Source organism: Enterococcus sp. 125944 (genome assembly GCF_051909435.1).
Taxonomy (GTDB): Bacteria; Bacillota; Bacilli; order Lactobacillales; family Enterococcaceae; genus Enterococcus_D; species Enterococcus_D gallinarum.
Window position 1 is genome coordinate 53260 of the sequence record NZ_JBQASY010000010.1, and the last position, 26233, is coordinate 79492.

Below are 26233 nucleotides of genomic sequence, written 5' to 3' on the forward strand. Positions count from 1 at the left end.
AATGTCTGTAAAGAAAAAGAAATCCGGCTACCAACAAGGGCAGTCAAAAACCCGTTTTCTGATTTATACGATTTTGATCATTCTTTCTGTTCTTTGGTTATTCCCGATCGTTTGGATCATTTTGACAAGTTTTAGAGGAGAAGGTGGGGCCTTCGTTCCTTATATCATTCCCAAAGAATTCACTTTTGAAAATTACCGACAACTATTAGCCAATGATAGCGGCAGCTACCCTTTTGTCCGCTGGTTCTTGAATACATTGTTTGTTGCTGTCTGCAGCTGTCTTTTGTCTACATTTATTACAATCGCAATGGCCTACTCTCTCTCACGGTTGCGCTTTAGACTTCGTAAACCTTTCTTGAAAGTTGCCTTGGTATTGAATATGTTCCCAGGCTTTATGAGCATGATCGCCGTTTATTATATTCTAAAAGCCCTCAACCTAACACAAAGCTTATTGGCGCTGATCTTGGTTTATTCGGCTGGAGCGGCACTGGGATTCTACGTTGCCAAAGGGTTCTTTGATACGATTCCAATGGCGCTAGATGAGTCTGCTATGATCGATGGTGCCAATAAATGGCATATTTTTACCAAGATCACATTGCCGTTATCAAAACCAATTATCGTCTATACCTCTTTGATGGCCTTCATGGGTCCTTGGATGGATTTCATCTTTGCTCGAATCATCATGGGTGATGACGTCAAAAACTATACCGTTGCGATCGGACTTTATTCTATGATGACAAAAACAACAGCCAATTCGTTGTTTATGTCCTTTACAGCTGGCTGTGTGCTGATCGCTATTCCAATCACCCTACTCTTTATCTATATGCAAAAATATTATGTACAAGGAATTACTTCCGGTTCAGTGAAATAACCCTCTTCCTACCTCACTTTTTTTAAGCAAAACTAGCAATCGCTGAGTGACTCTCGACTCGACGATTGCTAGTTTTTGTTTTTGATCTTCCCTACGCCTCTTGACTAGCTAACGCTACTTCAACGCCTTGTTCTTTCAATGTTGAAACATGCATTTCTCCCCAATGACAGAGAGCATCCAATACGCTGCTTAATGTCAGACCATAGTCGCTGAGAGAATAGACAACCTTTGGTGGAACTTGGTGATAAGAGGTTCGCAAAACGATGCCGTCTGTCTCCAGCTCTCTTAGTTGCTGCGTCAGCATTTTTTGACTGATATCAGGTATCCGTCGCTTCAAATCACTCGGACGCAAGGCGCCATCTCGCAGATTACACAGAATAATCGGTTTCCATTTTCCACCGATCACATCCATAGTAGCTTCCACACCAATGTTGTATTTTTTTGGAGTCATACTTCAAACACTTCCTTTAAATTCACAAAAGTTACTTTTTTGACACTATAGTACAAAAAAGTAGGTACTATTCATCTGAACTTTTTTAGTATAAGGTATATTTACCAAAAATCAAGGAGGAAATTTATATGATTCACTCATTAACCGACACAATTACATTGAACGAACAAGTCAGCATTCCTGGCTTTGGTTTGGGCGTCTTTCAAATTCCTGATGAAGAAGTAGCTACTGTTGTAAAAAACGGCATTTTAAAAGGTTATCGTTTGATTGATACCGCGCAAATATATGATAATGAAAGCGGAACAGGCCAAGGGATCAAAGAAAGACTAGCAGCAACGGGACTTACACGAGAAGAACTCTTTGTCACTTCTAAAGTTTGGAACAATTATTTGACCTACGATGAAACGATCGCGGCTTTTGAAAAGTCCCTCGCGCTTTTGCAATTGGATTATTTAGACCTTTATTTGCTCCACTGGCCTGGCAAAAATGCATATCAAGAATCTTGGCGGGCACTTGAAGACCTCCATCAAGCTGGAAAGATCAAAGCCATCGGCGTCAGCAATTTTCAGAGCCATCATTTGAAGGAATTGCTCGCTGCAGCAAAAGTCAAACCTGTGTTAAATCAAGTGGAACTACATCCAAAATTAGCTCAAAAAGAACTGCGTGATTATTGTCAGCAACAAGGAATCAAGATCCAAGCTTGGTCTCCATTGATGCAAGGTCAGATTCTCCAACATCCGATCCTCGTAAAGATGGCTCAACGCCATCACGTATCCCCTGCACAAATCGCCTTACGCTGGCATATCCAGCAAGATATTTTACTGGTAGTTAAGACAGTTAATCCCGACAGAATGGAACAAAATCAGCAACTCTTTGATTTTTCTTTGTCGGAAGAAGATATGCATGAACTTAACCGTTTGAACGAAGATCACCGGGTAGGTCCCGATCCGGATCAATTTAACTTTAACTAAGGAAATGGAGTGAAGGAAATGGAATTAGGATTAACAAAGAAAACAGCACTGGTCACTGGCTCTACGAAAGGTATTGGGAAAGCAATTGCTTTCGAGCTGGCAAAAGAAGGCGCGGATGTCATCATCAATGGACGGCAAGAGGACAGTGTCAAAGCTGTCGTTGCTGAATTAAAAGAAAAATTTCCTAAGACGAATCCTCAAGTGGCTCCATATGATCTAGCCGATGCAGCAGCTCGCCAACAGCTTTTTGACCACTTCCCTAAAGTAGATATTCTTGTCAATAATATGGGGATCTTCGAACCAATGGATTACATGGAAATTACCGAAGAAGTTTGGGAACATTTTTTCCATGTGAATGTTTTGTCGGGAAATGCTTTAGCAAAATTTTATTTGCCTCATATGCTCCAACAAAACTTCGGCCGTGTGATTTTTATTGCCAGTGAAGAAGCCGTTATGCCTTCTGGAGAAATGCCGCAGTACAGCATGACAAAAACGATGAACCTCTCTTTGGCTAAAAGTTTGTCAAAACTCACCGCTGGGACACAGGTCACTGTAAATACGATCATGCCTGGTTCAACACTGACCGAAGGCGTAGAAACGATGCTGAAAACGATGTATCAAGAAAGTGATTTGCCGGAGTACATGTGGGAAGAAGATTTCATGAAAAAGCATCGCCCACTGTCTCAAATTCAACGGCTCATTCGTCCAGAAGAGATTGGACGCTTTGTAGCTTTCGTTGCTAGTCCTTACGCATCCTCTTTCTCTGGAGCCGCCTTGAGACTCGACGGTGGTTTAGTACCAACGATTTATTGATTTCTCAGCAAAGAACTATGTCAAAAAGACTTTAGCAAACACAGCAGCCGAAAGGCCATGAAATTGCCCCTATGATCCCGCAGATCGGATTTACACCTGCAGGATTGATAGGGCAATTTTATTTCACTCAGCGAATCATTTTGTTTAACTGCCCCTTTTATCACAGCTTTTTTATTCAAAAAAACAGAGCAGATCACTCTGCTCTGTCAAAAAAGACTTTTTTGGGGATTTCCGACAAGTCATTCTTTGATCAATCGGTTTCGATCAATCCATACTTGCCGTCTTTACGGCGATAAACAATGCTTGTGCCGTTTGTTTCGGCATCTTCAAAAATGAAGAAGTTATGTCCTAGCATATTCATTTGCAAAACGGCTTCTTCACTATCCATCGGTTTTAGAGAAAGACGTTTTGTACGTACAATGTCTAGTTCTGCTCCATTGGTTTCTTCTTCGTTTGTATCCGCTGTGAATAAGTCGCCATTGTCTGGAGCCACTAAAGCTGTTTCCCGAGATTTACGGTTGATTTTCGTTTTGAATTTACGGATTTGGCGTTCCAATTTATCAACAACCAAATCAATACTTGCATATAGATCAGGAGAAGTTTCTTCCGCACGCAAGACTAGGAATGGTAACGGAATGGTTACTTCAACTTTTGCTGTTTTTTCGGTATATACTTTCAAATTAACATGCGCTGTTGCTTCAGGCACATCATTAAAATAACGCTCTAGTTTACCTACTTTTTTCTCAACGTAATCGCGGATCGCTTCAGTTACCTCGATATTTTCGCCACGTACATTATATCTAAACATAAAAATTACCCCTTTCGTCTACCACACTAAGAAGGAAAAGGACCACTCTCTTCTTCTTCTTAACTCTATTATATCGAAGTATCTTGCATTTGGAAAGCGAATCGCTAAGATTTTTTTAAGCGTTTACAATTCCTTATCTGGCAAAAGAAAAGGACGTGATCGTTTTCGGCTGGCAAGTCAAAAGTACTTCTGCAGCATGATAAATTGTTTGTCCAGTCGTATACACATCATCCACCAGCAACACACGTTTCTCTTTGATTTCTTGACCCTTTTCGATAATAAATGGTTGCGGAGCTGCTAATCGTTCGTTTCTAGTCATTGCTGCTTGAGGAGGTAAATGGATCTTTTTCTTTAGTAAGGATCGGTAATCAATCCCGGCAGCTTGTAATACTGCTGTCACTTGATTAAAGCCACGCTGCTGATAGCGTTCATGAGAAAGGGGGATCGGGATGACCAGATCATAGAGCAATCCTTTGAAAGCTTGCTTGATCTCTGGGAGAAAGGTAGCTCGCAGACGAAAATCGCCCATTAATTTGTATTGATGGAGCCACTCCTGCATTCCTTGATTGTATGTCATCAGAGCACGATGCTGTAGCTGAAACTTTGGATAACGTTGCCCCCAATAGCGACAATCCCGACAATTTTGGCTTTCATTACAACATGTCTTGCAGCAGCTAGTCAAATCAACAAACTGCACTTTACTCCTACAGTCTGGACACTTCTCTGAAGCAGGAATTCCTAATGGCCATAAAATCTCCCGCAGCCACAGTTCTCGTGCAAACTCCTGTTGGCACCAGCTACACTTCACTTGCCAGCCACTCCTTTGCTAATCGATTCATCGCTTGGATTTCCAAGATCGCCTTACGAATCGCTGATGTTGCTTGATCATAGAAAAAGAAAACTTCTCCATGATTGAATGGACCTTTTCGATCAACTCGTCCAGCAATCTGGACCAGTGCTGATTTAGAAAAAACAGGATGATCTGCTCCTATCACCACTACAGAAACATTTTCAAAGGTAACACCTCGTTCCAAGATGGTAGTTGTGAAAAGAATCTGATACTTTGAATTGCGCGCCTTGACTACTTTTTCTATTCGAGCAGGGTCTTTTGCTGAAACACTGGTTATCGTCTCCTCTTTTAAGAATGATCGAACAGCTTTTTCTAGCCGTTCCATAAAAACAATACTTGGGCAAAAAACTAAGACAAAATTTGTTTGAGATAGGTGTTGCAGATGAAACAATAAGCGCCGTAGTCTTCTTTTTGTTTGATACACATTACGCCAACCTTCATACCAAATCAGTTGAGGAACGATCAGTGGTCGCTGATGAAAACGCAGCGGCATTTTTTCCACTGCAAAATTTGTTGTTTCTTTTAGTAACGCATCTGAAGGTGTGGCACTTAGATAAATCAGACAGCCGGTCGCTTTCAGTGCATTCATTAACCCGAACCTTAGTTGCTGGTCCCCTTCATAAGGAAAAGCATCTACTTCGTCAACGATTATCAGATCAAATGCCCGATAAAAATGCAGCAGTTGATGAATGGTCGCCACAAGCAAGTCTGTATACCGATAGTCTTCCTCTGAATCTCCGTAAAGCAGTAAACAAGATTCTTTGGGAAATGCCTGTTGGATCCGAGGGAACAGTTCGCGGCACACATCGATTCGCGGAGAGACGACAGCTACCCGATGTCCTTGCAGCCTTGCCGCTTGTATCACTTCAAAAATCATTTCCGTTTTGCCAGAGCCGGTTACCGACCAAACCAACGTTGCTTTTTTTTGTTGATAATTTCTTACCAACGCTTGTGAGATTCTTTTTTGAAAAACCGTTAGTGGACCAGGCCAATGAATTTTCGGAAAACTGACGCTGCTTTGTTCCGAAACTGTCACAAAAACTTTAGACGTATCTGCCCGTCCGTAATGGATGCAGGCAGGGCAATAGTGAATCCCTGTTGGCAGTTGTACCTCCTCTTTATTGAAGCAGCTGCCACAACGCTGACATTCAATTTGTGCCTCTTTGATTAAGACGGCTGGACGAATGTCACCTTTGAGTTGGTCGGAGTTGTTGCGTTCCCTTTCGGATACTAAAATTTGACGACCACCTTCTTCCATCGTATCCCTCCTCTCGTTATATATGACTGATCAAGCCTTCAAAAGCAGGTACATTCTCTAGTTTTTTCGAAAGCCTTGGTCATTCGACACAATTAAAGTACGCCATCCACAAAAAAAGAACCTTACTCGTTCTCATTTTCTGCCAAAACAGAGAAATTCGAAACCTGTAAGGTTCTACTCAATAGTCTTAAGTAATCGTTGAAAATGGATTGGGCTTATTCACCAATCAATGTCAATGCTTGATCCAACACTTTTTCACCATTCATCATACCATAGTCAGCCATGTTGATAACTTCCAATGGGATTCCCTTTGGTGCTAAACGTTTTTCAAAATCGCCTTTCATGAAACGAACTTGAGGGCCTAATAATAAAACGTTCACATCTTTGCTTTCTAAATGTTGATCTGCTTCTGAAGCGGAAACAGCAAAAATATCTGTATCAAGACCTTTTGCATCAGCAGCTTTCTGCATTTTTGTCACTAATAAGCTGGTGCTCATTCCTGCGGAACAAACTAACATAATCGTTTTTTTAGCCATATCGAACACTCCCTAAAATTTTAAATAATATAACATTACCTATTCCTAGTATAGAACAAGTTTCAAATTTGTCAACGCTTACTGTCTATTAACCAATTGGACTTGACCAATTGATTGAAAACAACATATTCCTTCTTTAAATTCACGTGAACCACTTCATATCTTGCATTCAACCACGCATAGGCACCGTTTTCCGGATGTCGATAATCATTGGCCCACCAATCAATGCTCTTGCGGGCACTCTTTGGCAGCCCTGTCGCCGGAAATAACAGTTCATCAAATTGTGTGAAAGTCAATGTGACTTGAGAACCGCCATTAGATTTTAAGTAATGAGTGATGATATCGTATTTCTTGCGTTTACTCAATGGCAACGCCTCCTTTTTTATCCGTTCACTTATTCTTTACTGATTTCTTTCATTGAAACTTTTCTCCACATTACCTATACTGAAAATAAAAGGAGGAGCCTATGAAGAATAGTTATCGCACCATTCGTGAGGATGGACAAAGTGAACAAGAAATCAAGAAATCCCGATTCATTTGTTCCCTTAAACGTGTCACTTCCGAAGAGGAAGCCAAAGCATTCATCCTCGCTCTCAAAAAAGAGCATTGGAAGGCCAATCATAATTGCAGTGCTTTTGTTATTGGCGAAAACAATGAGATCCAACGAAGCAGCGACGATGGGGAACCAAGCGGTACCGCTGGTGTCCCCATGCTAGATGTCCTCAAAAAAAATGAATTAATCAATGTGGTTGCTGTTGTGACCCGTTACTTTGGTGGGACGAAATTAGGCGCTGGCGGTTTGATCCGCGCTTATGCAAGCACTGTTGCCGCTGCCTTAAAGGAAATCGGTATCGTTGAAGGGACACTTAACCAGACACTTTATTTGACCATCGATTATCCTCAGCTAGGAAAGCTGCAAAATCACTTAGAGCACCAAAACATTCACTTAGCATCCATTGACTATACGGATAAAATCCGAGTAACGCTGATGGTTCCCGAAATATCCTTGTCCGCGGTAGAAGCCGATCTAACAGATCTGTTACAAGGACAACTAGAGATCGCACACGGCCCTGTCAGCTATGTGGAACGACCGATTTCCTGAGAAACAGATCGAATTTGTGTTGTCATTACTTGCTGGTGAAGCAGAATGATTGTTCAGATAGCTACTGTCAAGCGATGCCTCATGAATCTGCTTGAGGCATCATTTCTGACAATTCTTGCTACTCTTTCACCTCGTTTACTAGCTTTCACTTTTGTCTTTCACTTTGGTCAATATAATTTTCTATTTCCTGTCTTATTTTTCTAAATAAAATTCAAAACGATTCCCTACGTATTGTGTACGCACGTATTCAAATGGTTGTCCGTTTTCAAAACAGGTAATTTGCCGCATTCTTAAAATTGCATCCCCGCGTTTGATCTGCAAGTAATCAGCGATTTGCTCCGAAGCAATCATTGCTGAGATCGTTTGTGAGGCAGCTCCGATCTTATGACCGCCCTTTTCTTCTAACACATGATACAAAGATGAGATGATTTCTTCTTTACTAAAATTGTGAATCAATTTCTCTGGAATACTCGCCACTTCGAAACAAATAGGTACATCATCTGCATAACGAATGCGTTCCATCCGTAAAATCGTCTCATGTCCTTCTAATTGCAACTTTTCCATTTCACTCGAACTTGGGGCTGTCAAGAAGTAGGCCACTGCTTTACTAGAAGGCACCCGTCCAAGTGAGCGCATGATCTCAGTAAAACTCGTGGTTCCGCTCATTTTCTCCTGTACTTTCTGACGAGCCACATAAGTTCCTGATCCGATTTTTCTTTCCAAAATCCCTTCGTCGGCTAGTGTCTGAATAGCTTGGCGCAATGTCATGCGACTAACACCGAATTGTTTCGCTAACTCGCGCTCAGAAGGCAAACGGTCACCGATTTTGTAGGTTTCATTCTCGATGTTTGCTTTGATTTGATCATGTATCTGTATGTATACGGGTAAGTTCTCTGCCATAGTCTATTCCTCCATTCAGTTTCTATTATAACTGGTATATACCTAAATAACCAATGAAAAAACTAAAAAGACTGTCAATTTAAGGGAAAAATCCTTTTTTTCATTCTGTTCTTCTTGCAAAAGACAAAATAAGAAAAAAAGTTCCCTCAAATTGGTACAGTCTTATTGGATAGTTAAAGCGCTGAATGTTAGTTGCTGCTTTGCAAAGCTTTATTGGCCGTTGCCAACATTAAACGAATCCGATTCAATTGATTGACCATGGAGACTCCAGGATCATAATCAATCGCAGCAATATTGGCTTTAGGATATTGGTGCCGCAGTTCTTTGATTACACCCTTACCGACCACATGATTTGGCAAACAACCAAAAGGCTGCATGCAAACGATATTAGTCACATCAGATTTCAATAGATCAATCATTTCACCAGTCAAAAACCACCCTTCACCCGTATGATTACCAATAGATAAGATTTTGCTAGCATCATCTGCTAATTGATAAATCGAGTGTAATCCTTCAAATCGCTGAGAAGCCCGCAACGCACGGTCCATCGGTTTTTGGATCCGTTCGATCAATCCAATGGCAAATTCAGCGATCCATTTGCTTTTTTTGGCCATTCCTAGGTTTTGATAGCGCCAAATCTGATTATAAAGCGAATAATTCATAAAACCAACCATGTCTGGTACTACCGCTTCCGCCCCTTCTGCTTCTAAAAGTCTCACGATATCGTTATTCGCTGTAGGAGAGTATTTCACTAAAATCTCGCCTACCACACCGACTCTTGGTTTCACGATGTCCTGCAGATCAATCGTATCAAAATCGGCAATGATTTTTTTCATGTTGTGGTTGAACAAAGTAAAAGAACCGTTGCGTACATTTTTTTCAACTTTTTTAAGCCACGTTTCATGAAGCCGATCTACAGAACCAGAGATGGCTTCATAAGGCCGCGTTCGATAAACAACTCGTTCAAATAAATCTCCATACAAAAATGCAACAGCCACGCGTTTGAGCATTGGTAATGTAAACTTAAAGCCAGGATTTGACTCCACGCCTTGATTTCCCATGGAGACCGAAACGACGGGAACTTGTGGAAAACCCGCCTCGTTCAATGCTTTACGCAGCAGCGGGATATAATTGGTTGCCCGACATCCCCCGCCCGTTTGTGTCATCAATACGCTAGTGTTTTGCAAGTCATATTTTCCGCTTTGGAGTGCTTCGATCAATTGACCGATGGAAATAATGGCTGGATAGCAAGCATCGTTATTTACGAAACGCAGGCCCACATTGACTGCTTCTCGATCATCCGCCGGCAAGCAGATCACATTGTATCCCGAAGCTTGCAGTGCCACATCAACTAACCCACTTTGATGAATTGGGCTTAGCATGGGTAATAACAAAGTATGTTGTTTACGCATTTCTTTAGTAAATGTGATCTTGGCTGGTTCTTCAAAACGTTGAGTAGGAATAAAATGGTTTTTCTCCCTTTCATTGACAGCTGCCTTAAGAGAACGTAAACGGATCCGAATGGCGCCTAAATTAGCCCCTTCATCGATTTTCAATACAGTGTACAATTTGCCATATTGTTCCATGATCTCTTCTACTTGATCTGTTGTGACGGCGTCGATTCCACAACCAAATGAGTTTAGTTGGACCAATTCCAACTGCTTGCTTTTAGCAACGACCCGTGCTGCGGCATATAAACGAGAATGGTAAACCCACTGATTAACGACCCGTAAATGACCGACATTTCCCAAATGCGCAATGCTATCTTCTGTTAATACATGAAAGCCCTCTTGGGTAATCACTTCCGCGATCCCATGATTGATCTCCGGATCCAAATGATAGGGTCTGCCAGAAAGTACGATGCCTCGCTGATTGGTTTCGGTCAGCATCCGTAAGGTTTTTTCCCCTTGCTGACAAACATCTAGCTTAAATTGATCCAATTCTTCAAAACCAAGCCGCAATGCGTGCGCGATCTCTGTCTCAGTGATACCCAAATCTTGAAATTCTTCTGACAACACTTTGACCATTGAAGTTTCGTCTGCCAAATTTAGAAACGGGTTACGATAATCCACACGGCCAGCACGGATATCATCCAGATTGTTGCGAATAACATCTGGGTAGCTTTGTACGATGGGACAGTTGAAATGATTCTCAGCCTGCGCTGTTTCTGGTCTTTCAAAAATAATTCCTGGATAAAAAATCAATGGGACCCCTTGGTCGATCAACGCTTGAATATGTCCATGAGCGATTTTGGCCGGATAACAAGCGGTATCACTTGGAATCGTCTCGATACCTTTCTCATACAATTCTTTGTTTGATCGTGGGGACAGTTCAACGCGAAAGCCCAGTTCTGTAAAAAAAGTATGCCATAACGGATAGTTTTCATATAGATTCAATACACGAGGAATGCCGATACGCCCGCGAGACGCTTCTTTTTTGCGAAGCGGGCGATACTTAAACAAGCGACGGTATTTGTAATCGACTAAATTTATCTTGCGCTCTTCTTTTTTGATTTTGATGCGGGCACCCCGCTCGCAGCGATTTCCGGTAATAAATTTGCGTCCATCCGAGAATAAAGTGACAGTCAGCATACAATTATTTTCACATAACCCGCAATGAGTGAATTCTTTTTCAGCAGTAAATTGACTCAATTCATCACTTGAAAGCAAGGTTGTGACTTCACCAATCTCGTAATTTTCTAACGCGATCAGTGCTGCACCATAAGCCCCCATCAAGCCAGCAATTGACGGCCGCACGACTTCCCTGCCGCTGATTTTTTCAAAGGCTCGTAACACCGCCTCATTATAAAAGGTTCCTCCTTGGCAGACGATTTTTTCGCCTAGATCTTCTGGGCGACGAATTTTGATCACTTTATACAAGGCATTTTTGATCACAGAATAGGAGAGACCCGCAGAAATATCCCCGACAGATGCACCTTCTTTTTGGACTTGTTTCACTTTTGAATTCATGAATACCGTACAGCGAGAACCAAGATCGACTGGATTCTTGGCAGTAGTGGCTGCTAACGCAAATTCTTTGACTTCGTATTTCAGCGAACGCGCAAAGGTTTCAATAAAGGACCCGCAGCCTGAGGAACAAGCTTCATTCAGCTGGATCGAAGAGAGCGCACCATCTTTGATAGTCATGGCCTTCATATCCTGCCCGCCAATGTCTAAAATAAAATCGACCCCCGGTTGGAAATGTTCGGCGGCTTTATAATGAGCCATCGTTTCAACTTCACCAATGTCAATTTTCAGTGCATTTTTGATCAACTGTTCTCCATATCCTGTGACCGCAGCTTTCCCAATAAACACAGCTGGTGGCATCTGCTGATACATTTCCTGTAATACCCGCATGGTGGTTTCCAATGGCTGCCCTTCATTGTTGCCATAAAAAGAGTAAAGAATCCTACCCACTTCGTCGATCAATACGACTTTCGTTGTCGTTGAACCCGCATCGATACCGAGAAAGGCTGCTCCTGTATGAGAAGCAAGTTTTTTTTCTTCCACCGAAGATTGGCCATGACGCTGTCTAAAAACTGCGAGCTCTTCTTCCGTAGCAAATAGCGGCGCCAATGTGTGAGACGGTTGCAATTTCGCTGAATCATCGGTTGATAACCGGGCTAATAATGTATTGAGTTGAGCTGTTTCTTCTCCATATAAAGCGGCGCCGATCGCAACAAACAGCTGGGGATTTTCTGGAAAAATAATGTCTTCTTCAGCAATTTGCAGTGTCTCCACAAAGCGGCGCCGTAGTTCAGACATGAAATAAAGGGGGCCACCTAAAAAAGCCACTTTCCCCTTGATTTTACGACCAGCAGCTAACCCTGCAATCGTCTGATTGACCACTGCTTGAAAAATACTGGCGGCGATGTCGGCTTTATCTGCTCCTTCATTGATCAAAGGTTGCACATCTGTTTTTGCGAATACCCCGCAACGGGAAGCGATAGGATAGATCGTTTGATAATTTTTCGCTAAATCATTTACACCATTAGCATCGGTTTTCAACAATACCGCCATTTGATCGATAAACGCACCCGTCCCACCTGCACAGCTACCATTCATTCGTTGTTCCAACGCCCCTTCAAAAAAGGTGATTTTGGCATCTTCTCCCCCTAATTCAATGGCAACATTTGTTTCAGGAATCAGTGTCTCAACTGTTTTAGTACAGGCAATGACCTCTTGCACGAAAGGGATCGCTAAAACTTCGGCCAGTCCCATCCCTCCAGAGCCAGTGATTGCTAGTGCGACCTGTTGATTACCGATGACTTCCTGAGCTTCCAGTAAAACTTTTTTTGTGGCAGTTTTGATATCCGAATAGTGGCGTTCATACTTGGCAAAGAGGGTCTGCTTTTTTTCATTCAAGACCACCATTTTGACAGTCGTCGATCCTACATCGATACCAGCACTTAATTTTTTCATAGGGTGCCTCCGCTTTATCCAACACTTTGTTGATTATCTTACAAACTGTTTGTTATAATACTTATGTCTATTTTAAGAACAATCTATTGACATTTCAACAAACAGATTCATGGAATGTGTGGGATAAGCAACAGGAACGGTAAAAATGTCGTTTAAATTGAGAGGAAGTTCACAAAATGAAAAAAGTTGATTTGCGGGTTCAACGCACGAATAAACATATCATGGAGGCTTTTATCCGACTCGTAGAGCAAAAAGGCTACGATCAAGTGACTGTCCAAGATATTGCCGACGAAGCCATGATCAATCGTGCGACATTCTATGCTCATTATAAAGACAAACAAGATTTATATGAAAAAATTTTTGATATGGCAATCGACTCCTTTACTTCGATTTTGTCCCTTGAAGATTTAGTCCAGGGAAATCGAATCAAGATCAAACGAGTCGAACTTGCGATGACAAAAATCTATCAGCACATTCAGGACAATCGCTTTTTTTATCTGACCATCATGGATGGCGCGGCCATCGAATTAGTCCGGCAACGAATCGCGGAGATTCTCTATGAACAATATGACCATATTTTTTCAAAATTAAAAATTACAGAAAGCTCCATCGAAGTACCGCTGGATTTCGTTATTGAATATATGACATCGATTTTTGTTGGTACTCTGCACTGGTGGCTTACTGCCGATAGTCAAATGACTCCTGACCAACTAGCTAAACTGGTCATTAAATTAGTCGCCAATGGACACTTAACCGTTCTCGGTATCGAAATCGAAGGGTAACATACGAGAAGGAGAGCATATCGTATAAATCAAAAAACCGAACCAGAGTTGCTTCCCCCAGTACTTCCTCTCAGAAATCAGGAAAACGTGAAACGGCTGACAACTCTTGTCCGGTTTATTTGTTATTGGGCTGTTTTACTCAATGCCTTTTCGCAATCAATGATTCTTTGAACGCCATTTGATCGTATCTTTTGTTTTACGCAATTGTGTAACTTTGATACCTTTTGGTGCAATACGAATAGCATAATCTTCACGTTTGACAACATCATACACATGCTCAGCTGCTTCGGTGACTTTTTCTTTTAGATTCAATTTAAATTTCATCTTCTCATCTCCTGAGTTATTTACCTATAGCCTATCGTAAATAAAAAAAATCTTCAACTTTTAACCCTTAGAATTTTGCTATAAATAACGAAGAAAAGTCAGCAAGACATGCTTGCTGACTTTTCTTGATTGTTCACTGACTGGGGTAGCTGGATTCGAACCAACGCATGACGGAGTCAAAGTCCGTTGCCTTACCGCTTGGCTATACCCCAATGGTGGAGGAGAGTGGATTCGAACCACTGAACCCGAAGGAACGGATTTACAGTCCGTCGCGTTTAGCCACTTCGCTACTCCTCCAAACGGCTTTTAAAAAACCTGACTCAGTTATAATACCTAAAAATATAACAAATTGCAAGAGCAAAATGTCATTTTTTTTAAGAAATTATTCATGTAAGTTCCATTGGCGCAAAATCGTTTCAATTGCTGCATCCAAAGTTCGGCTTGCACCTAAATCTTCTTCGCCCAGAAAGCTTTGGAATTCTTTCGGACCGGATGCGAGAATTTCACCAATCACTTTTTTCCCTAATACTAGTTGATGGACTTCATATTCTTTTCCTTGGATCACCTTAACGGTTTCTTCCACACGGACTTCAATATCTTTATTTTTTTTCGACATCATACTCACCTCTTTCAGATACCTTGTTTATTCTACCAGAAAACACCGCAAAGCAAAAGCAAATCTAGTCAACCATTCATCCAGAAAAAAATCATGCAATCACTGATTGTGTTTGCATGATTTTTGCTTATTTTTGATTGGTCAATACCGCACTCAATACCGTATACCCAGCATTGGCAAAAATTTTCTCGATTTCTGACACTTGTCTGGATTCAACTTGAATCTCTACGATCGTTTTCAAAGCCATTCGGTTGACCACGATCGTTAAAATACTTAATTGATGATCTGTTAATAACTGCGTGATTTCCGCTAAGACACCGCTGTGGTCATCAATAATCTCAAGAGCTACTCTTGTACCGCCCTCATAGTAACCTGTGATCTTCAAGAAAGCATCAAAGATATCATTATTCGTAATGATCCCTACTAGTTCGTCATCTGCTAAAACAGGCAACACACCGACATTTTCTTCCCGCATGACTGCAATCGCGTCTTCTAGCAGCGCCTCCGGTTTGATGGTGGTCACTTTCTTCAGCATGATATCTGCTACAGTCGTTTTGTTTAATAAATAATTCATTTCATAAACACTTAAACTTGTCGCTTTTGAAGGCATTGCTTCTGCAATCGTGCCTTCTGTAATCAGGCCAACTAACCGTTGCTGATCAACAACCGGCAATCGATGGATGTCATGTTTTTTCATTAAGTCTATCGCATCAAATATTGGCATTGCCGAATGAACAGTGATGACATTCTTGGTCATAAAATCACGTACACTCATTTTTCATCCTCCTTGTTGTAAGCTATTAACCGCCTAGATAGGCTTTCTTGACTTCATCACTTTCCAATAACTCTTGCCCGCTTCCTTGCAAGACGATTTTGCCAGTCTCTAGAACATACCCGCGGTCAGCAATGGACAAAGCCATTTTGGCATTCTGCTCAATCAATAAAACGGTCGTTCCTTGCTGTTTGATTTCTTGGATAATCGAGAAGATCTCTTTGATGAATATTGGGGCTAGGCCCATGGATGGTTCATCGAGTAAAAGCAACCGAGGCTTGGACATCAGTGCACGTCCCATTGCCAACATCTGCTGTTCTCCTCCTGATAACGTTGAAGCATCTTGACTTAGTCGTTCTTTTAGGACAGGAAATTTCGTGAAGACCTGCTGATAGTCCTCTTTGACTTGATTGTCTTTTCGCAAAAAAGCGCCCATCTCAAGGTTTTCTTGAACGGAGAGTCCTGGAAAAACGTGACGTCCTTCAGGTACTTGTGATAATCCATTAGCAACGATTTTTTGTGGAGCTTCTTTTTGGATGGGTTTGCCTTCAAAGAGAATCGTGCCTTTAGAGGGTCGGATCAGACCGGAAATCGTCCGCAAAATCGTCGTTTTCCCTGCACCATTGGCACCGATCAACGAGACGATCTCTCCTTGATTGACTTCAAAGGAAACATCATGAACCGCTTGGATCATGCCGTAATGGACACTTAAATTTTCAATACGCAGCATTAGAGTTCCCCTCCTAAATAGGCTTCGATCACTCGCGGATCATTTTTGATCTCTTCTGGCTTTCCATGAGCAATCACTTGCCCATATTCCAGTACATAGATGCGTTCACAAACCTCCATGATTAAACTCATGTCATGTTCGATCAATAAAATCGTCAGTTGAAAGTCTTTTTGGATACGGTAGATCAATTTAGTCAGTTCCGCTGTTTCCTGAGGGTTCATCCCGGCGGCTGGCTCATCAAGAAAAAGGATCTTTGGTTCAGTAGCCAATGCCCGAACGATCTCAAGACGTCGTTGTTCACCGTAAGGAAGATTTTTTGCTAGTGTTTGGCTTTTATTTTCTAAGTCAAAGATACGCAATAATTCCATGACTTTCTCTTTCATTGCAGCCTCTTTGTGATAAAACTTTGGCAACCGCAACACACTCGTAAAAAAGCCTTCTTTTTGTTTGCTGTTCATGGCAATCAGAACATTGTCCATCACTGTAAGATCTTTGAACAACCGAATGTTTTGGAAGGTGCGGGATAATCCCATATCTGCGATATGATAGGGCTTCTCCCCATTCAATCGCTTGGATTGTCCTTGTTCTTCTAAAAGAACGTCGCCTTCACTTGGTTCATAGACGCCTGTCAGCAGATTGAAGAGTGTCGTTTTCCCTGCACCATTCGGACCAATCAGGCCAACTAGTTCATTAGTTTCTAAATGTAAATCGACATGTGAAACTGCCGCCAAACCACCAAAGTTCTTAGTCAGCTTCTTAACTTCCAATAGAGGCATTCGTGTCATCCCCCTTTTTTGTAAATTTATCAAAGATGCGCTTCACAGAAAATTCCCAAGTTCCCAAAAGTCCACTTGGCTTGAAAATCATAATGGCGATCAATGCCAGTGCGTAAATAATCATGCGCAAATCTGAGAAGCCTTGTAAGTACATATTCAATATACCTAATACGACCGCTGAAACCACTGCTCCTGTCGTACTACCGATCCCGCCAAACACAACGATGATCAAGACATCGATCGATTTCATAAAGCCATAATCTTTCGGAAATACCGATTGTTGATAACTTGCATATAATGTACCGGCAATACTAGCCATGACAGCACCCATCACAAAAGCAATCACTTTGTATTTCGTTGTATTGACCCCCATTGCTTCCGCAGCGATCTCATCTTCTCGTATCGCTAATGTTGCTCGTCCTGGTCCACTATGGATAAAATTAGAGACCACCAAGATGGAGCCGACAGCAAAAAGAAAGACGATTTGCCAATTACTGAATTGCGGTAACCCGAATATCCCTGCAGGTCCATTCGTCAATCCTCGTAAATTGACTAATAAGATACGGATAATCTCTGAAACACCTAACGTTGCAATCGCTAAGTAGTCTCCTTTCAAGCGCAATGTTGGAATCCCGACAACTAGTGCGATCAGCCCCGAAACGAACATCCCCACGATCAGACCAGAAAGAAATCCGCCAAATGTAGGATTGTTGGCTGTTAAAATTGCCCCTGCGTAAGCACCAATCGCCATAAAACCTGCATGACCTAAAGAAAATTGTCCCGAAAAACCAATAATTAAATTTAGCCCTACTGCTAAAATAATATTGATTCCGATATTGACGATAATCGCGTCTGAAAATAGATTGATCAATCCGCCGTTATAAGCTGCAAACAAACCGAAGTAGATAACAGCGGCGAGTGCTAACCAAGTAATGTTGTATTTCAAATTCTTTTTCATCACTGACACCTACACTTTCTCTTTCAGGTTCTTGCCCAATATTCCTGCCGGACGGACCAACAATATAATTATTAAAATGACATAGACTAAAGCATCTTTATAATCAGAAAAACCTAATGCAGTAGCAACTGTTTCAATTAGTCCGATCACGAAGCCACCTAATGCTGCCCCAGGAATGATTCCTATACCGCCTAATACAGCCGCAACAAAAGATTTTAGTCCCGGCACAACCCCCATCGTAGGATCGATCGAATTGTAATACAATCCAATTAACATCCCACCAGCAGCTGCCAACGCAGAACCAAGAGCAAATGTGAAGGAAATCGTCCGATTGACATTGATCCCCATCAACCGTGCGGCATCCGCATCCACGCTAACAGCACGCATCGCTTTTCCCATTCTGGTTTTCTTGACGATTAGCTGTAAAAGGATCATTAACGCCAATGAGACTGCTAAAATCAATAATTGTATGTTACTTACCTCCACAAAACCAATACTATAAGTTTTGCGGGCAATGGCTTGTGGAAATGGTCGGACATCTGGTGAAAAGAAAAAAATCATGACATTTTGCAATAAATAGGAAACACCGATAGCGGTGATCAAAGCCGAGATCCGGGTGGAATTCCGGAGTGGGCGATAGGCCAGAAACTCGATCGTCACGCCTAACGCTGCACTAGCGATCATTGAGATGAATAGTGCAGGAAAAAAGCCCAGATTCCATTGATTGATCAAAAAATAACCAATAAAACTGCCGATCATATACACTTCACCATGAGCAAAGTTGATCAGTTTAATGATGCCGTAAACCATCGTGTAGCCTAACGCTAATAAGGCATAGATACTACCTAGAAATAAACCGTTGATTAGTTGTTGGATCATCATTTCCATGTTTTCACTTCCAATACCTTAAATTCTTGATACTTGTCTAAGAAAAAGGAACCGCGACAGAAGTCTGCAGCAACGAGTCAAATGAGTATCTGCCATGATTGATAGGATCACAGATTTACGACTTTTTCATTTATCGTTCATCATTTTGTTCGCTTACCTTCGACTTTGTCTCAGTCCCTATTTGATCGTGTAAAGAACGGTCCTTCTATTTAAGGATTTACTGTATCAGCTGACGTTTCTTTACCTTCAGTTAGTCCTAATACAACTGCTGATTTTTCTGGATTATGATTTTTGTCCATGGTGATCTCTCCCGTCACACCTTGGAAGTTTTTCAAAGCAGATAGTCCTTCAGCAATCGCAGTTGAGTCTGCTGAATCTTGATCTTCAATGGCTTGTTTGATCATGTAGACAGCGTCGTATGCCAATGCATTAAATGCGGAAGGTTCTTTGCTATACTTTGCTTTGAATGCTTCGACAAAAGGTTCTACCTTGTCATTGGCAGGAGCTTTAGTTGAGAAGTGTCCTGTATAATAAACATCCGATACATTTTCCGCGCCTGCTGTTTGGACCATTTTTTCATCACCAAAGCCATCCGCACCAATAATTGGCTGATCGATTCCTAATTCTCGGGCTTGCTTGATAATCAAACCAGCTTCGGTGTAGTAGCCAGGAATGAACAATACATCAAAGTCAGCATTTTTGATTTTCGTCAACACCGCTTGGAAATCTTTGTCACCTTCTGTGAAATTCTCTTCGAGTACAATGTCGCCATTGTAGCTATCTTTAAAGGCTGCTGATAATCCATTCGCATAGTCGCTGGAATTATCGCCTAAAATAATTGCTTTTTTAGCATCCAAGTTGTCTGCAGCATATTTTGCTAAGATCGTTCCTTGGAAACTGTCTTGGAAACAAGAACGGAAAGCAAATCCTTGAACTTTGTCACTGCTGACAGTAATCGCATCATCTGTTCCGGAAGGTGTCACTAACGGAACTTGTGCTTTGGTGACATTTGGCAATGCCGCCTTCGTCGCACCTGAAGTTGCTGGCCCGATCATTGCTACTACTTTATCATTGGTCGTTAAATTGGCTGCGACTGTCGCTGACTCATTATTGTCAGATTTGTTATCTTTTGAAACAATTTCAATTTGTTTTCCTAAGATACCGCCACTCTCATTGATTTCTTCAACCGCCAGATCAATTCCTTCTTTTTCCGCCGTTCCATAAGCTGCAACAGCACCCGATAATTCTAAATTGACACCAATTTTGATCGTATCACCTTCTTGTTTGTTGCCACCGCTAGCAGAACCGCTACCGCTAGTGGAACCACCAGTTGGTCCCGCACTACAAGCCGATAATAAAAATAAACTAGCAAATAAAAATGCAAATTTCTTTTTCATCATTATTCCTCCCCTACTCCCATGGATATGTTATCAAATATACTTAATAATAGGGAAAATGTCAACGAATTATCAGAATATTTTCTTTATTCAGATACTTTAAATTATTTTAAAAAAAATAAAGATTGATGCGTCGCGATTGTAATCGATTTCCGAAAAAAATAGTTGTGACCACTCTTCCAAAGTGATCACAACTTGTGTATCTGTTGATTCAAGGTTTATGTTTAAAATTGAAAAAATGGCAGCAACAATGCGCTGAATCAATTCAGCACTTGTGCAGTGAAATTAGCTGCCGCTCCAACTAGATTGGCATCGTTTCGATAATCACAAAGCTTAATCAGTGGAACAAAGTCATTTAAGTCTTGTGCTGCCAGCATTTTCTTCATTCGTTGATTGATTTCTGGCAACAATCCTGCTTTTGCACTGACTCCGCCACCAATAATCAATACTTCAGGGTCAAAAGCAAATTGGATGCTGAATAACCCTTCAGTCAAATAGCGATAAAATTTGTCTACCTCTTCTTTGGCGATAATATCACTTTCTTCTGCTCGACGAAAGACTTCCTCGCCACTGATCGTTTTGCGGTCCACACCGATTCGGTCACAATAACGCCAAGCCATTTGAACAGCCGTCCCTAACTGTGAAAAAGATTTGCCTTTATCAAGAACCATCAAACCAAACTCGCCGCCGTAAAGATGGGCGCCTTTGATCAGTTTTCCTTGTTGAAAAAGTGCTCCGCCGACCCCAGTACCAATCACGATGAATGCTGCCGTGTCAAAATCTTTCCCAGCGCCTTGATAAAATTCTGCCATTCCGGCACAATTGGCATCATTCTCAATAGTGACTGGCAATTGAAATAACGCTTCCAATTCAGCGAAAATATTAAATCCATGAATATATGGAATGGCGCTGATCCCATTGATCTGCTGCTGTGCAACATTCACCGCTCCTGGCGCACTAATGCCAACGCCTTCAAGAGGTTTTTTAATGCTATCTCGAATTGCTTTGAGCTCTTCTTTCATTTTTTGCCAAGTATCAGGCGTCGCAAATTGTCCTTTGTCACTTAATTGTTCGTCCTGCCATAATCCATATTTCACTGCAGAACCGCCCATATCAAATACTAGTAATGTCATCTCAACATTCCTTTCTCACTCAGTTATCTCCCTTATTTTACTGTACTTTCCTCAGTTAAGAAAGCGATTTCTGTTGATTTCGTTGAAAAGGACAATAACGCGCTCTAAATGATTTGATTCAGAGTAACATGAATGGCGGACAAAACCCATTTTTCAAATGAAGTCAAAGTGCGCGAGATGCTTTTTAGAGAATTTTCTCTAAAATCACTTGATCAGTAAGTAGAATGCCGTTCTCATAAATGGGATCTTTGTAATGATCGACAAAATAGTTTTTGACTACTTTTTTTTCAATGAAACCCATTTTTTTATAAAGTGTTAACGCTGCGGAAGGAAGATTACCAGTTCTGATAGTTACACAAAGAGTTTCCGTAGTTTTTGTTGCAGCAATCTTACTTAACGCTGCGGTCAGTAAACGACCACCGATTCCTTGATTCTGTGCTTCCGGTGCAACAGCAACATTCATGATTTCCCATCCTGCTGTTTGCAGTTGATAAACAATCACTCCTACGATCTGCTGCTCATTTTCAAAAACAAGAATCTCACTGGCTTGTATGTATCGATCTACCGCTTCTTTTTCTGGATCAGCATCCAGTAATAGCGGCCATGGCAAAGATTCTTTTGGTGATAAAGCTCGAATCATCGTTTTGCTCCTTTACTCCGTTCATTCCTGCCTACCCCTGCAGTTTGAAGGGTTTATTTTTTGCGATAGTGATAAGTAGGCTGCTCCTGATCTTGGGTATTTCGTTTTAGTGTAAAGCGCTGAGGTACGTAGTCGATTCCCCCTTTTACAAACGGATGACAACGTAAAATTCGCGAGATTCCCATCAAACTTCCTTTACCTGCCCCATGTACTTGGATCGCCTGAATCATATAGGACGAACACGTAGGATAATAGCGACAGCTAGGGGGAAATAAGGGAGAGATGAATCGCTGATACAGCCGAACAAATCCAATCAAAAGCTTGCTCACATCTCATACTCCTCTCTCTTCTATTTATAGAATTGAAAAAAACTAGAATAAAGCAATGTGCTCCATTCTAGTTTCAGCTTTGTTTACTTCATGAAGTCCAATATATGGTTCCATAGATGAGGCGAGAACACTTTTAACGGCATACCGTCTCCAATGATACCATAGCCGATCATAGTGCCGGCAATAAAGAGCAGGATCGCCAATAAGATAACCAACAAAATTTTTACCAAACTAGTTAAAATATATCGATTAAGCTTCAAGGTCGCATCTCCTCTTTAAACGGTTACTGGTGCTGTTTTTTCAGAAGTTGTTACCCGCTCAACAGAAGCACCTAACTGTTGCAATTTTTCGTGGAATTTATAATAGCCACGGTCAAGATACTTCAGATTACGGACACGAGTCAATCCGTTTGAACGCAAGCCTAATAAAATCAAAGCTGCTGCCGCTCGTAGATCCGTTGCATAAACCAGCGCGCCTTGTAATTCGTGGCCGCCTTCGATCACAGCGATGTTTCCGTCAATTTTAACATGACCGTTCATACGGCGCATTTCTTCTAAATGTTGGAAGCGATTTTCAAAAACCGTTTCATTCACGATGCTAGTCCCATCAGCCAACATTTGAATCGCAGTCATTTGCGCTTGCATATCTGTTGGGAAACCTGGATGAGGCATCGTTTTTACATCAGTTGCTTTGATTGTTTTAGGTCCAACTACCCGAATCCCTTCTGGAACTTCAGTGATTTTAGCACCCATTTCAGTTAATTTTGAAATCAGTGGACGATTGTGTTCAGAAATTGCATCTTTGATAATCACATCGCCTTCTGTCATTGCAGCAGCTACCATGAAAGTTCCTGCTTCAATACGGTCTTGTACGATCGCATGAGAGACCGCATGCAAATGGTGGACGCCTTCAATGCGCATGGTTTCTGTCCCAGCACCAAAGACTTTTGCGCCCATTTTATTTAAAATGTTCGCTAAATCTACGATTTCAGGCTCTCGAGCGACGTTCTCAATGATCGTCGTTCCTTTGGCTTTGACTGCTGCCATCATGATGTTTTGAGTAGCGCCTACACTCGGAAAATCAAGGTAGATCGTATTTCCTTTTAACTCACTAGCAATCGCTTCTATGTAGCCATCTTTTTGAATAATTTCAGCTCCCAGAGCTTGGAATCCTTTGAGATGCAGATCAATTGGTCGTTTGCCAATAGCACAACCTCCTGGCATTGCAACTTTCGCATGACCATTTCTGGCTAATAAAGGTCCCATAACAACGATTGACGCACGCATTTGACTAACATATTCATACGGTGCTTCAATAGCTAATTCGCGGGAAGCATCCATTGTAATGGTATTTTTTGATTGATCAAAAGCAATCTCGACGTTTAAATGACGGATCACTTCATTCATTGTCAAAACATCAGATAAAATCGGTACATTCTCTAAAGTCGTTGTTCCTTCTTCTGCTAACAAACTTGCTGCTAAAATAGGTAAAACGGCATTCTTTGCACCTTCAACCTTGACAGTTCCAATTAAACGATTACCACCTTGAACGATAATCTCTTCCATTTTGTTCCCTCCAAATAATGCAGTTGAATCATACACAAAATCTCGACAATTATAGCATACAATCGCACAACCTGCATGTATTATTGAATTTCTTAAAAACCTATTAAAAATAAATTACGGCATAATGCAATCAGTTCAAGGAAAAAAGTGCTAGCAGTATAGCCTAAAGCAATTGCTAAAAAGACCATGACCATCCGTATTTGCGTCGTTTGTAAGGCTTTAAAAAAAGCATCGATCCGCAAAGACTGCAACGCCCAAAACGCTAAATAGATAAATGCTAAATGACTGACGATACGAATAATCGCATCTACTCCGTAAACTTGCATCCTCGATTCTCCTTTTCACATCTGAACGTTACTATCATACCACAAAATTTAAAAGAGCCAAAATATTCTTTCTTGAAACTTTCATTGGAAGACTTTAAAAAGACTTTAAAACGTTTTTGAGATAAAAAAAAGCAAAGACCACTGGTCTTCGCTTAGGAATGTTTTGACACATTGATTCGATTGATTGCACGATGCAAAGCAACAGTCGCACGTCGTAATTGGTCGATATCTTCCACTTGTTTTGCTTCTTCGATTTGCTTTTCGGCACGCTGTTTGGCACGTTCAGCACGAGAAACATCGATATCACGATCACGTTCAGCACTATCGGCTACAATTGAAACTACATTGTCCCGCACTTCCATGATTCCGCCATTGACAGCGATCCAATCGACGTGAGTATCGGAATCGATCCGTTTCACTCGAACTTCATCGATAGCCAAAGGCACGATGATCGGCGCGTGTTGCGGTAAGATCCCGATTTCTCCATCTGTCGTTCGTGCAACCACGATTTTGGCATGGTGTTCATACACCAAACCAGCAGGTGTCACCACATTAACCGTTAAAAATTGATCCATGAGGTTCCCCTCTTTCTCTATGGTTGCTTATTAATAACCTAGTGCTTTTGCTTTTTCAATTACATCTTCGATTCGACCTACACTTCGGAAGGCTTCTTCAGGAAGATCATCGTATTTACCTTCTAAAATCTCAGCAAATCCTTTGATGGTTTCTTCAACTGGCACATAAGAACCTGGTTGTCCTGTAAATTGTTCCGCTACGTGGAAGTTTTGTGATAAGAAGAATTGGATTCGACGCGCACGCGCTACGAGAGTCTTTTCTTCATCTGACAATTCATCCATCCCTAAGATCGCGATGATATCTTGCAATTCACGGTAACGTTGCAACGCATGCTGAACTTCGGTTGCTACTTCATAGTGTTTTTCCCCTACGATTTCAGGAGCTAATGCACTTGATGATGAAGCCAATGGATCTACCGCAGGATAAATCCCTTGTTCAGTCAATTTACGTTCCAAGTTCGTTGTCGCATCCAAATGGGCAAATGCAGTTGCTGGCGCTGGGTCAGTATAGTCATCGGCTGGCACATAGATGGCTTGAATTGATGTTACAGATCCTTTTTTCGTAGAAGTGATTCGCTCTTGTAATTGACCCATTTCAGTTGCTAGAGTTGGTTGATAACCAACGGCTGATGGCATCCGGCCTAACAAGGCAGATACTTCAGAACCCGCTTGTGTGAAACGGAAAATATTATCGATAAACAAGAGCACATCTTGACCTTCAACGTCACGGAAATACTCAGCAATGGTCAAACCAGTCAAAGCAACCCGCATCCGGGCACCTGGTGGTTCATTCATTTGACCGAAAACCATGGCTGTCTTTTCGATAACGCCTGATTCTTTCATTTCATAATACAAGTCATTACCTTCACGCGTCCGCTCGCCAACACCGGTAAATACTGAAATTCCCCCATGCTCTTGAGCGATATTGTGAATCAATTCTTGAATCAATACGGTTTTACCAACACCGGCACCACCGAACAAGCCGACTTTACCACCTTTTAAGTAAGGAGCTAATAAATCGATAACTTTGATCCCAGTTTCAAGGATTTCTGTACTTGTTGACAATTCATCGAAATCTGGGGCTTTTTTGTGGATACCACTACGTTTGGCATCTTCTGGGAATGGTGCTTCCAAGTCGATAGTATCGCCTAGTACATTAAATACTCGGCCTAGAGTATCTATTCCTACAGGGACAGAGATTGAGGCACCTGTATCGATGACTTCCATTCCTCGTTGCAAACCGTCTGTAGATTCCATTGCGATGGTGCGGATCACACCATCCCCTAGTTCTAAAGCGGCTTCCAATACTACTTTTGTTTTTTTCTCGTCTTTTTTGTAAACGATCAACGCATTGTTGATATCTGGTAAGGATTGGTCTAGAGAGAATTCCACGTCGACAACGGGACCAATGACTTGAACAATCTTGCCTGAACTCATTCGT

General features: G+C 41.5%; 29 protein-coding genes and 2 tRNA genes. 5 read left to right on the forward strand and 26 right to left on the reverse strand.

The genetic code is table 11. The annotated features are described in order from the left end of the window. Window position 1: 1 nt before the first annotated feature. Window positions 2-871 carry a sugar ABC transporter permease gene (locus tag ACTFWY_RS10260; RefSeq protein ID WP_003127620.1) on the forward strand — a complete coding sequence of 290 codons (870 nt, stop codon included), beginning with the start codon at window positions 2-4 and terminating at the stop codon, window positions 869-871. Between the two features lie 91 nt (window positions 872-962). On the opposite strand, the gene ACTFWY_RS10265 is transcribed toward ACTFWY_RS10260, so the two are convergent. Further along, window positions 963-1322: a winged helix-turn-helix transcriptional regulator gene (locus tag ACTFWY_RS10265; protein WP_003127619.1), complete on the reverse strand. Its 360-nt coding sequence runs from the start codon at window positions 1320-1322 to the stop codon at window positions 963-965. Between the two features lie 128 nt (window positions 1323-1450). On the opposite strand from ACTFWY_RS10265, the gene ACTFWY_RS10270 reads away from it, so the two are divergent. Both ACTFWY_RS10270 and ACTFWY_RS10275 read left to right on the forward strand, forming a co-directional pair. After that, a complete protein-coding gene (locus ACTFWY_RS10270) occupies window positions 1451-2293 on the forward strand; it encodes an aldo/keto reductase (protein WP_439926799.1) in 843 nt (280 codons plus the stop codon). Between the two features lie 18 nt (window positions 2294-2311). Further along, complete coding sequence (locus tag ACTFWY_RS10275; protein ID WP_439926801.1) at window positions 2312-3106, forward strand: SDR family NAD(P)-dependent oxidoreductase; 795 nt, start codon at window positions 2312-2314, stop codon at window positions 3104-3106. A 250-nt stretch (window positions 3107-3356) separates the two neighbouring features. Here the strand turns inward: ACTFWY_RS10275 and hpf are convergent, their stop codons facing one another. The 5 genes from hpf to ACTFWY_RS10300 form a co-directional block, all read right to left on the reverse strand. After that, entirely contained in the window at window positions 3357-3914 is a 558-nt protein-coding gene (gene hpf, locus ACTFWY_RS10280; RefSeq protein ID WP_208774850.1) for a ribosome hibernation-promoting factor, HPF/YfiA family, read from the reverse strand. Between the two features lie 133 nt (window positions 3915-4047). After that, window positions 4048-4722 (reverse strand): ComF family protein, encoded by a 675-nt coding sequence (locus ACTFWY_RS10285; RefSeq protein WP_439926802.1) that lies wholly within the window; start codon window positions 4720-4722, stop codon window positions 4048-4050. After that, entirely contained in the window at window positions 4712-6022 is a 1311-nt protein-coding gene (locus ACTFWY_RS10290; RefSeq protein WP_439926803.1) for a DEAD/DEAH box helicase family protein, read from the reverse strand. Before ACTFWY_RS10290 ends, ACTFWY_RS10285 begins: the two co-directional genes overlap by 11 nt. Before the next feature lie 215 nt (window positions 6023-6237). After that, window positions 6238-6558 carry a PTS sugar transporter subunit IIB gene (locus ACTFWY_RS10295; protein ID WP_003127611.1) on the reverse strand — a complete coding sequence of 107 codons (321 nt, stop codon included), beginning with the start codon at window positions 6556-6558 and terminating at the stop codon, window positions 6238-6240. 71 nt (window positions 6559-6629) lie between these two features. Further along, a complete protein-coding gene (locus tag ACTFWY_RS10300) occupies window positions 6630-6923 on the reverse strand; it encodes a DUF7662 domain-containing protein (RefSeq protein ID WP_003127610.1) in 294 nt (97 codons plus the stop codon). A 101-nt stretch (window positions 6924-7024) separates the two neighbouring features. Here ACTFWY_RS10300 and ACTFWY_RS10305 point away from each other — a divergent pair, with 101 nt between their 5' ends. Further along, on the forward strand, window positions 7025-7660 hold the full coding sequence (locus ACTFWY_RS10305) for a YigZ family protein (protein WP_003127609.1): 636 nt from the start codon (window positions 7025-7027) through the stop codon (window positions 7658-7660). Between the two features lie 192 nt (window positions 7661-7852). Here the strand turns inward: ACTFWY_RS10305 and ACTFWY_RS10310 are convergent, their stop codons facing one another. Continuing rightward, on the reverse strand, window positions 7853-8560 hold the full coding sequence (locus tag ACTFWY_RS10310; protein WP_003127608.1) for a GntR family transcriptional regulator: 708 nt from the start codon (window positions 8558-8560) through the stop codon (window positions 7853-7855). A gap of 188 nt (window positions 8561-8748) precedes the next feature. Then, window positions 8749-12981: an acyl-CoA dehydratase activase-related protein gene (locus tag ACTFWY_RS10315; RefSeq protein WP_439926804.1), complete on the reverse strand. Its 4233-nt coding sequence runs from the start codon at window positions 12979-12981 to the stop codon at window positions 8749-8751. Between the two features lie 176 nt (window positions 12982-13157). Between ACTFWY_RS10315 and ACTFWY_RS10320 the strand changes: the two genes are divergently transcribed. Continuing rightward, the gene (locus ACTFWY_RS10320) at window positions 13158-13763 is read left to right on the forward strand and encodes a TetR/AcrR family transcriptional regulator (protein WP_060813470.1); all 606 of its coding nucleotides are present in this window, start codon (window positions 13158-13160) and stop codon (window positions 13761-13763) included. 156 nt (window positions 13764-13919) lie between these two features. On the opposite strand, the gene ACTFWY_RS10325 is transcribed toward ACTFWY_RS10320, so the two are convergent. From ACTFWY_RS10325 to atpD, 18 genes are all read right to left on the reverse strand, one after another. Then, entirely contained in the window at window positions 13920-14087 is a 168-nt protein-coding gene (locus tag ACTFWY_RS10325) for a hypothetical protein (RefSeq protein WP_003127605.1), read from the reverse strand. 140 nt (window positions 14088-14227) lie between these two features. After that, window positions 14228-14299 (reverse strand) — tRNA-Gln (locus ACTFWY_RS10330). A 1-nt stretch (window position 14300) separates the two neighbouring features. Next, window positions 14301-14384 (reverse strand) — tRNA-Tyr (locus ACTFWY_RS10335). 85 nt (window positions 14385-14469) lie between these two features. Continuing rightward, on the reverse strand, window positions 14470-14706 hold the full coding sequence (locus tag ACTFWY_RS10340; RefSeq protein ID WP_005471857.1) for a DUF2969 domain-containing protein: 237 nt from the start codon (window positions 14704-14706) through the stop codon (window positions 14470-14472). Window positions 14707-14830: 124 nt separating this feature from the next. Then, window positions 14831-15478, reverse strand: coding sequence for a CBS and ACT domain-containing protein (locus ACTFWY_RS10345; RefSeq protein WP_003127602.1), 648 nt, complete (start codon window positions 15476-15478; stop codon window positions 14831-14833). Between the two features lie 25 nt (window positions 15479-15503). Continuing rightward, window positions 15504-16205 carry an ABC transporter ATP-binding protein gene (locus ACTFWY_RS10350; protein ID WP_005471855.1) on the reverse strand — a complete coding sequence of 234 codons (702 nt, stop codon included), beginning with the start codon at window positions 16203-16205 and terminating at the stop codon, window positions 15504-15506. Further along, on the reverse strand, window positions 16205-16981 hold the full coding sequence (locus ACTFWY_RS10355; RefSeq protein WP_439926806.1) for an ABC transporter ATP-binding protein: 777 nt from the start codon (window positions 16979-16981) through the stop codon (window positions 16205-16207). Before ACTFWY_RS10355 ends, ACTFWY_RS10350 begins: the two co-directional genes overlap by 1 nt. Beyond that, window positions 16962-17939: a branched-chain amino acid ABC transporter permease gene (locus tag ACTFWY_RS10360; RefSeq protein WP_005471852.1), complete on the reverse strand. Its 978-nt coding sequence runs from the start codon at window positions 17937-17939 to the stop codon at window positions 16962-16964. Before ACTFWY_RS10360 ends, ACTFWY_RS10355 begins: the two co-directional genes overlap by 20 nt. A gap of 9 nt (window positions 17940-17948) precedes the next feature. Beyond that, window positions 17949-18827, reverse strand: coding sequence for a branched-chain amino acid ABC transporter permease (locus ACTFWY_RS10365; RefSeq protein ID WP_003127599.1), 879 nt, complete (start codon window positions 18825-18827; stop codon window positions 17949-17951). Window positions 18828-19036: 209 nt separating this feature from the next. Then, the gene (locus ACTFWY_RS10370; RefSeq protein ID WP_003127598.1) at window positions 19037-20224 is read right to left on the reverse strand and encodes an ABC transporter substrate-binding protein; all 1188 of its coding nucleotides are present in this window, start codon (window positions 20222-20224) and stop codon (window positions 19037-19039) included. 260 nt (window positions 20225-20484) lie between these two features. After that, window positions 20485-21357 (reverse strand): ROK family protein, encoded by an 873-nt coding sequence (locus ACTFWY_RS10375; RefSeq protein ID WP_439926809.1) that lies wholly within the window; start codon window positions 21355-21357, stop codon window positions 20485-20487. Window positions 21358-21541: 184 nt separating this feature from the next. After that, window positions 21542-21997 carry a GNAT family N-acetyltransferase gene (locus tag ACTFWY_RS10380; RefSeq protein ID WP_439926810.1) on the reverse strand — a complete coding sequence of 152 codons (456 nt, stop codon included), beginning with the start codon at window positions 21995-21997 and terminating at the stop codon, window positions 21542-21544. Window positions 21998-22050: 53 nt separating this feature from the next. Further along, entirely contained in the window at window positions 22051-22326 is a 276-nt protein-coding gene (gene yidD, locus ACTFWY_RS10385) for a membrane protein insertion efficiency factor YidD (RefSeq protein WP_003127593.1), read from the reverse strand. An 83-nt stretch (window positions 22327-22409) separates the two neighbouring features. Then, window positions 22410-22586 (reverse strand): DNA-directed RNA polymerase subunit beta, encoded by a 177-nt coding sequence (locus ACTFWY_RS10390; protein WP_005471848.1) that lies wholly within the window; start codon window positions 22584-22586, stop codon window positions 22410-22412. Between the two features lie 15 nt (window positions 22587-22601). Next, on the reverse strand, window positions 22602-23891 hold the full coding sequence (gene murA / locus ACTFWY_RS10395; RefSeq protein ID WP_439926811.1) for a UDP-N-acetylglucosamine 1-carboxyvinyltransferase: 1290 nt from the start codon (window positions 23889-23891) through the stop codon (window positions 22602-22604). Between the two features lie 92 nt (window positions 23892-23983). Beyond that, window positions 23984-24217: a DUF1146 family protein gene (locus tag ACTFWY_RS10400; RefSeq protein ID WP_003127591.1), complete on the reverse strand. Its 234-nt coding sequence runs from the start codon at window positions 24215-24217 to the stop codon at window positions 23984-23986. A 152-nt stretch (window positions 24218-24369) separates the two neighbouring features. After that, window positions 24370-24792, reverse strand: coding sequence for a F0F1 ATP synthase subunit epsilon (locus ACTFWY_RS10405; protein WP_003127590.1), 423 nt, complete (start codon window positions 24790-24792; stop codon window positions 24370-24372). Window positions 24793-24822: 30 nt separating this feature from the next. Then, window positions 24823-26229, reverse strand: coding sequence for a F0F1 ATP synthase subunit beta (atpD, locus tag ACTFWY_RS10410; RefSeq protein WP_439926813.1), 1407 nt, complete (start codon window positions 26227-26229; stop codon window positions 24823-24825). Between the last annotated feature and the right edge of the window lie 4 nt (window positions 26230-26233).

What these genes read in the sequence shown, in the direction of transcription:
- ACTFWY_RS10260 (WP_003127620.1), top strand. Translation starts at nt 2, where the DNA reads ATGTCTGTAAAGAAAAAGAAATCCGGCTACCAACAAGGGCAGTCAAAA.
- ACTFWY_RS10265 (WP_003127619.1), bottom strand. Translation starts at nt 1,322, where the DNA reads ATGACTCCAAAAAAATACAACATTGGTGTGGAAGCTACTATGGATGTG.
- ACTFWY_RS10270 (WP_439926799.1), top strand. Translation starts at nt 1,451, where the DNA reads ATGATTCACTCATTAACCGACACAATTACATTGAACGAACAAGTCAGC.
- ACTFWY_RS10275 (WP_439926801.1), top strand. Translation starts at nt 2,312, where the DNA reads ATGGAATTAGGATTAACAAAGAAAACAGCACTGGTCACTGGCTCTACG.
- hpf (WP_208774850.1), bottom strand. Translation starts at nt 3,914, where the DNA reads ATGTTTAGATATAATGTACGTGGCGAAAATATCGAGGTAACTGAAGCG.
- ACTFWY_RS10290 (WP_439926803.1), bottom strand. Translation starts at nt 6,022, where the DNA reads ATGGAAGAAGGTGGTCGTCAAATTTTAGTATCCGAAAGGGAACGCAAC.
- ACTFWY_RS10295 (WP_003127611.1), bottom strand. Translation starts at nt 6,558, where the DNA reads ATGGCTAAAAAAACGATTATGTTAGTTTGTTCCGCAGGAATGAGCACC.
- ACTFWY_RS10305 (WP_003127609.1), top strand. Translation starts at nt 7,025, where the DNA reads ATGAAGAATAGTTATCGCACCATTCGTGAGGATGGACAAAGTGAACAA.
- ACTFWY_RS10310 (WP_003127608.1), bottom strand. Translation starts at nt 8,560, where the DNA reads ATGGCAGAGAACTTACCCGTATACATACAGATACATGATCAAATCAAA.
- ACTFWY_RS10315 (WP_439926804.1), bottom strand. Translation starts at nt 12,981, where the DNA reads ATGAAAAAATTAAGTGCTGGTATCGATGTAGGATCGACGACTGTCAAA.
- ACTFWY_RS10320 (WP_060813470.1), top strand. Translation starts at nt 13,158, where the DNA reads ATGAAAAAAGTTGATTTGCGGGTTCAACGCACGAATAAACATATCATG.
- ACTFWY_RS10325 (WP_003127605.1), bottom strand. Translation starts at nt 14,087, where the DNA reads ATGAAATTTAAATTGAATCTAAAAGAAAAAGTCACCGAAGCAGCTGAG.
- ACTFWY_RS10340 (WP_005471857.1), bottom strand. Translation starts at nt 14,706, where the DNA reads ATGATGTCGAAAAAAAATAAAGATATTGAAGTCCGTGTGGAAGAAACC.
- ACTFWY_RS10345 (WP_003127602.1), bottom strand. Translation starts at nt 15,478, where the DNA reads ATGAGTGTACGTGATTTTATGACCAAGAATGTCATCACTGTTCATTCG.
- ACTFWY_RS10350 (WP_005471855.1), bottom strand. Translation starts at nt 16,205, where the DNA reads ATGCTGCGTATTGAAAATTTAAGTGTCCATTACGGCATGATCCAAGCG.
- ACTFWY_RS10355 (WP_439926806.1), bottom strand. Translation starts at nt 16,981, where the DNA reads ATGCCTCTATTGGAAGTTAAGAAGCTGACTAAGAACTTTGGTGGTTTG.
- ACTFWY_RS10360 (WP_005471852.1), bottom strand. Translation starts at nt 17,939, where the DNA reads ATGAAAAAGAATTTGAAATACAACATTACTTGGTTAGCACTCGCCGCT.
- ACTFWY_RS10365 (WP_003127599.1), bottom strand. Translation starts at nt 18,827, where the DNA reads ATGGAAATGATGATCCAACAACTAATCAACGGTTTATTTCTAGGTAGT.
- ACTFWY_RS10370 (WP_003127598.1), bottom strand. Translation starts at nt 20,224, where the DNA reads ATGAAAAAGAAATTTGCATTTTTATTTGCTAGTTTATTTTTATTATCG.
- ACTFWY_RS10375 (WP_439926809.1), bottom strand. Translation starts at nt 21,357, where the DNA reads ATGACATTACTAGTATTTGATATGGGCGGTTCTGCAGTGAAATATGGA.
- ACTFWY_RS10380 (WP_439926810.1), bottom strand. Translation starts at nt 21,997, where the DNA reads ATGATTCGAGCTTTATCACCAAAAGAATCTTTGCCATGGCCGCTATTA.
- murA (WP_439926811.1), bottom strand. Translation starts at nt 23,891, where the DNA reads ATGGAAGAGATTATCGTTCAAGGTGGTAATCGTTTAATTGGAACTGTC.
- ACTFWY_RS10400 (WP_003127591.1), bottom strand. Translation starts at nt 24,217, where the DNA reads ATGCAAGTTTACGGAGTAGATGCGATTATTCGTATCGTCAGTCATTTA.
- ACTFWY_RS10405 (WP_003127590.1), bottom strand. Translation starts at nt 24,792, where the DNA reads ATGGATCAATTTTTAACGGTTAATGTGGTGACACCTGCTGGTTTGGTG.
- atpD (WP_439926813.1), bottom strand. Translation starts at nt 26,229, where the DNA reads ATGAGTTCAGGCAAGATTGTTCAAGTCATTGGTCCCGTTGTCGACGTG.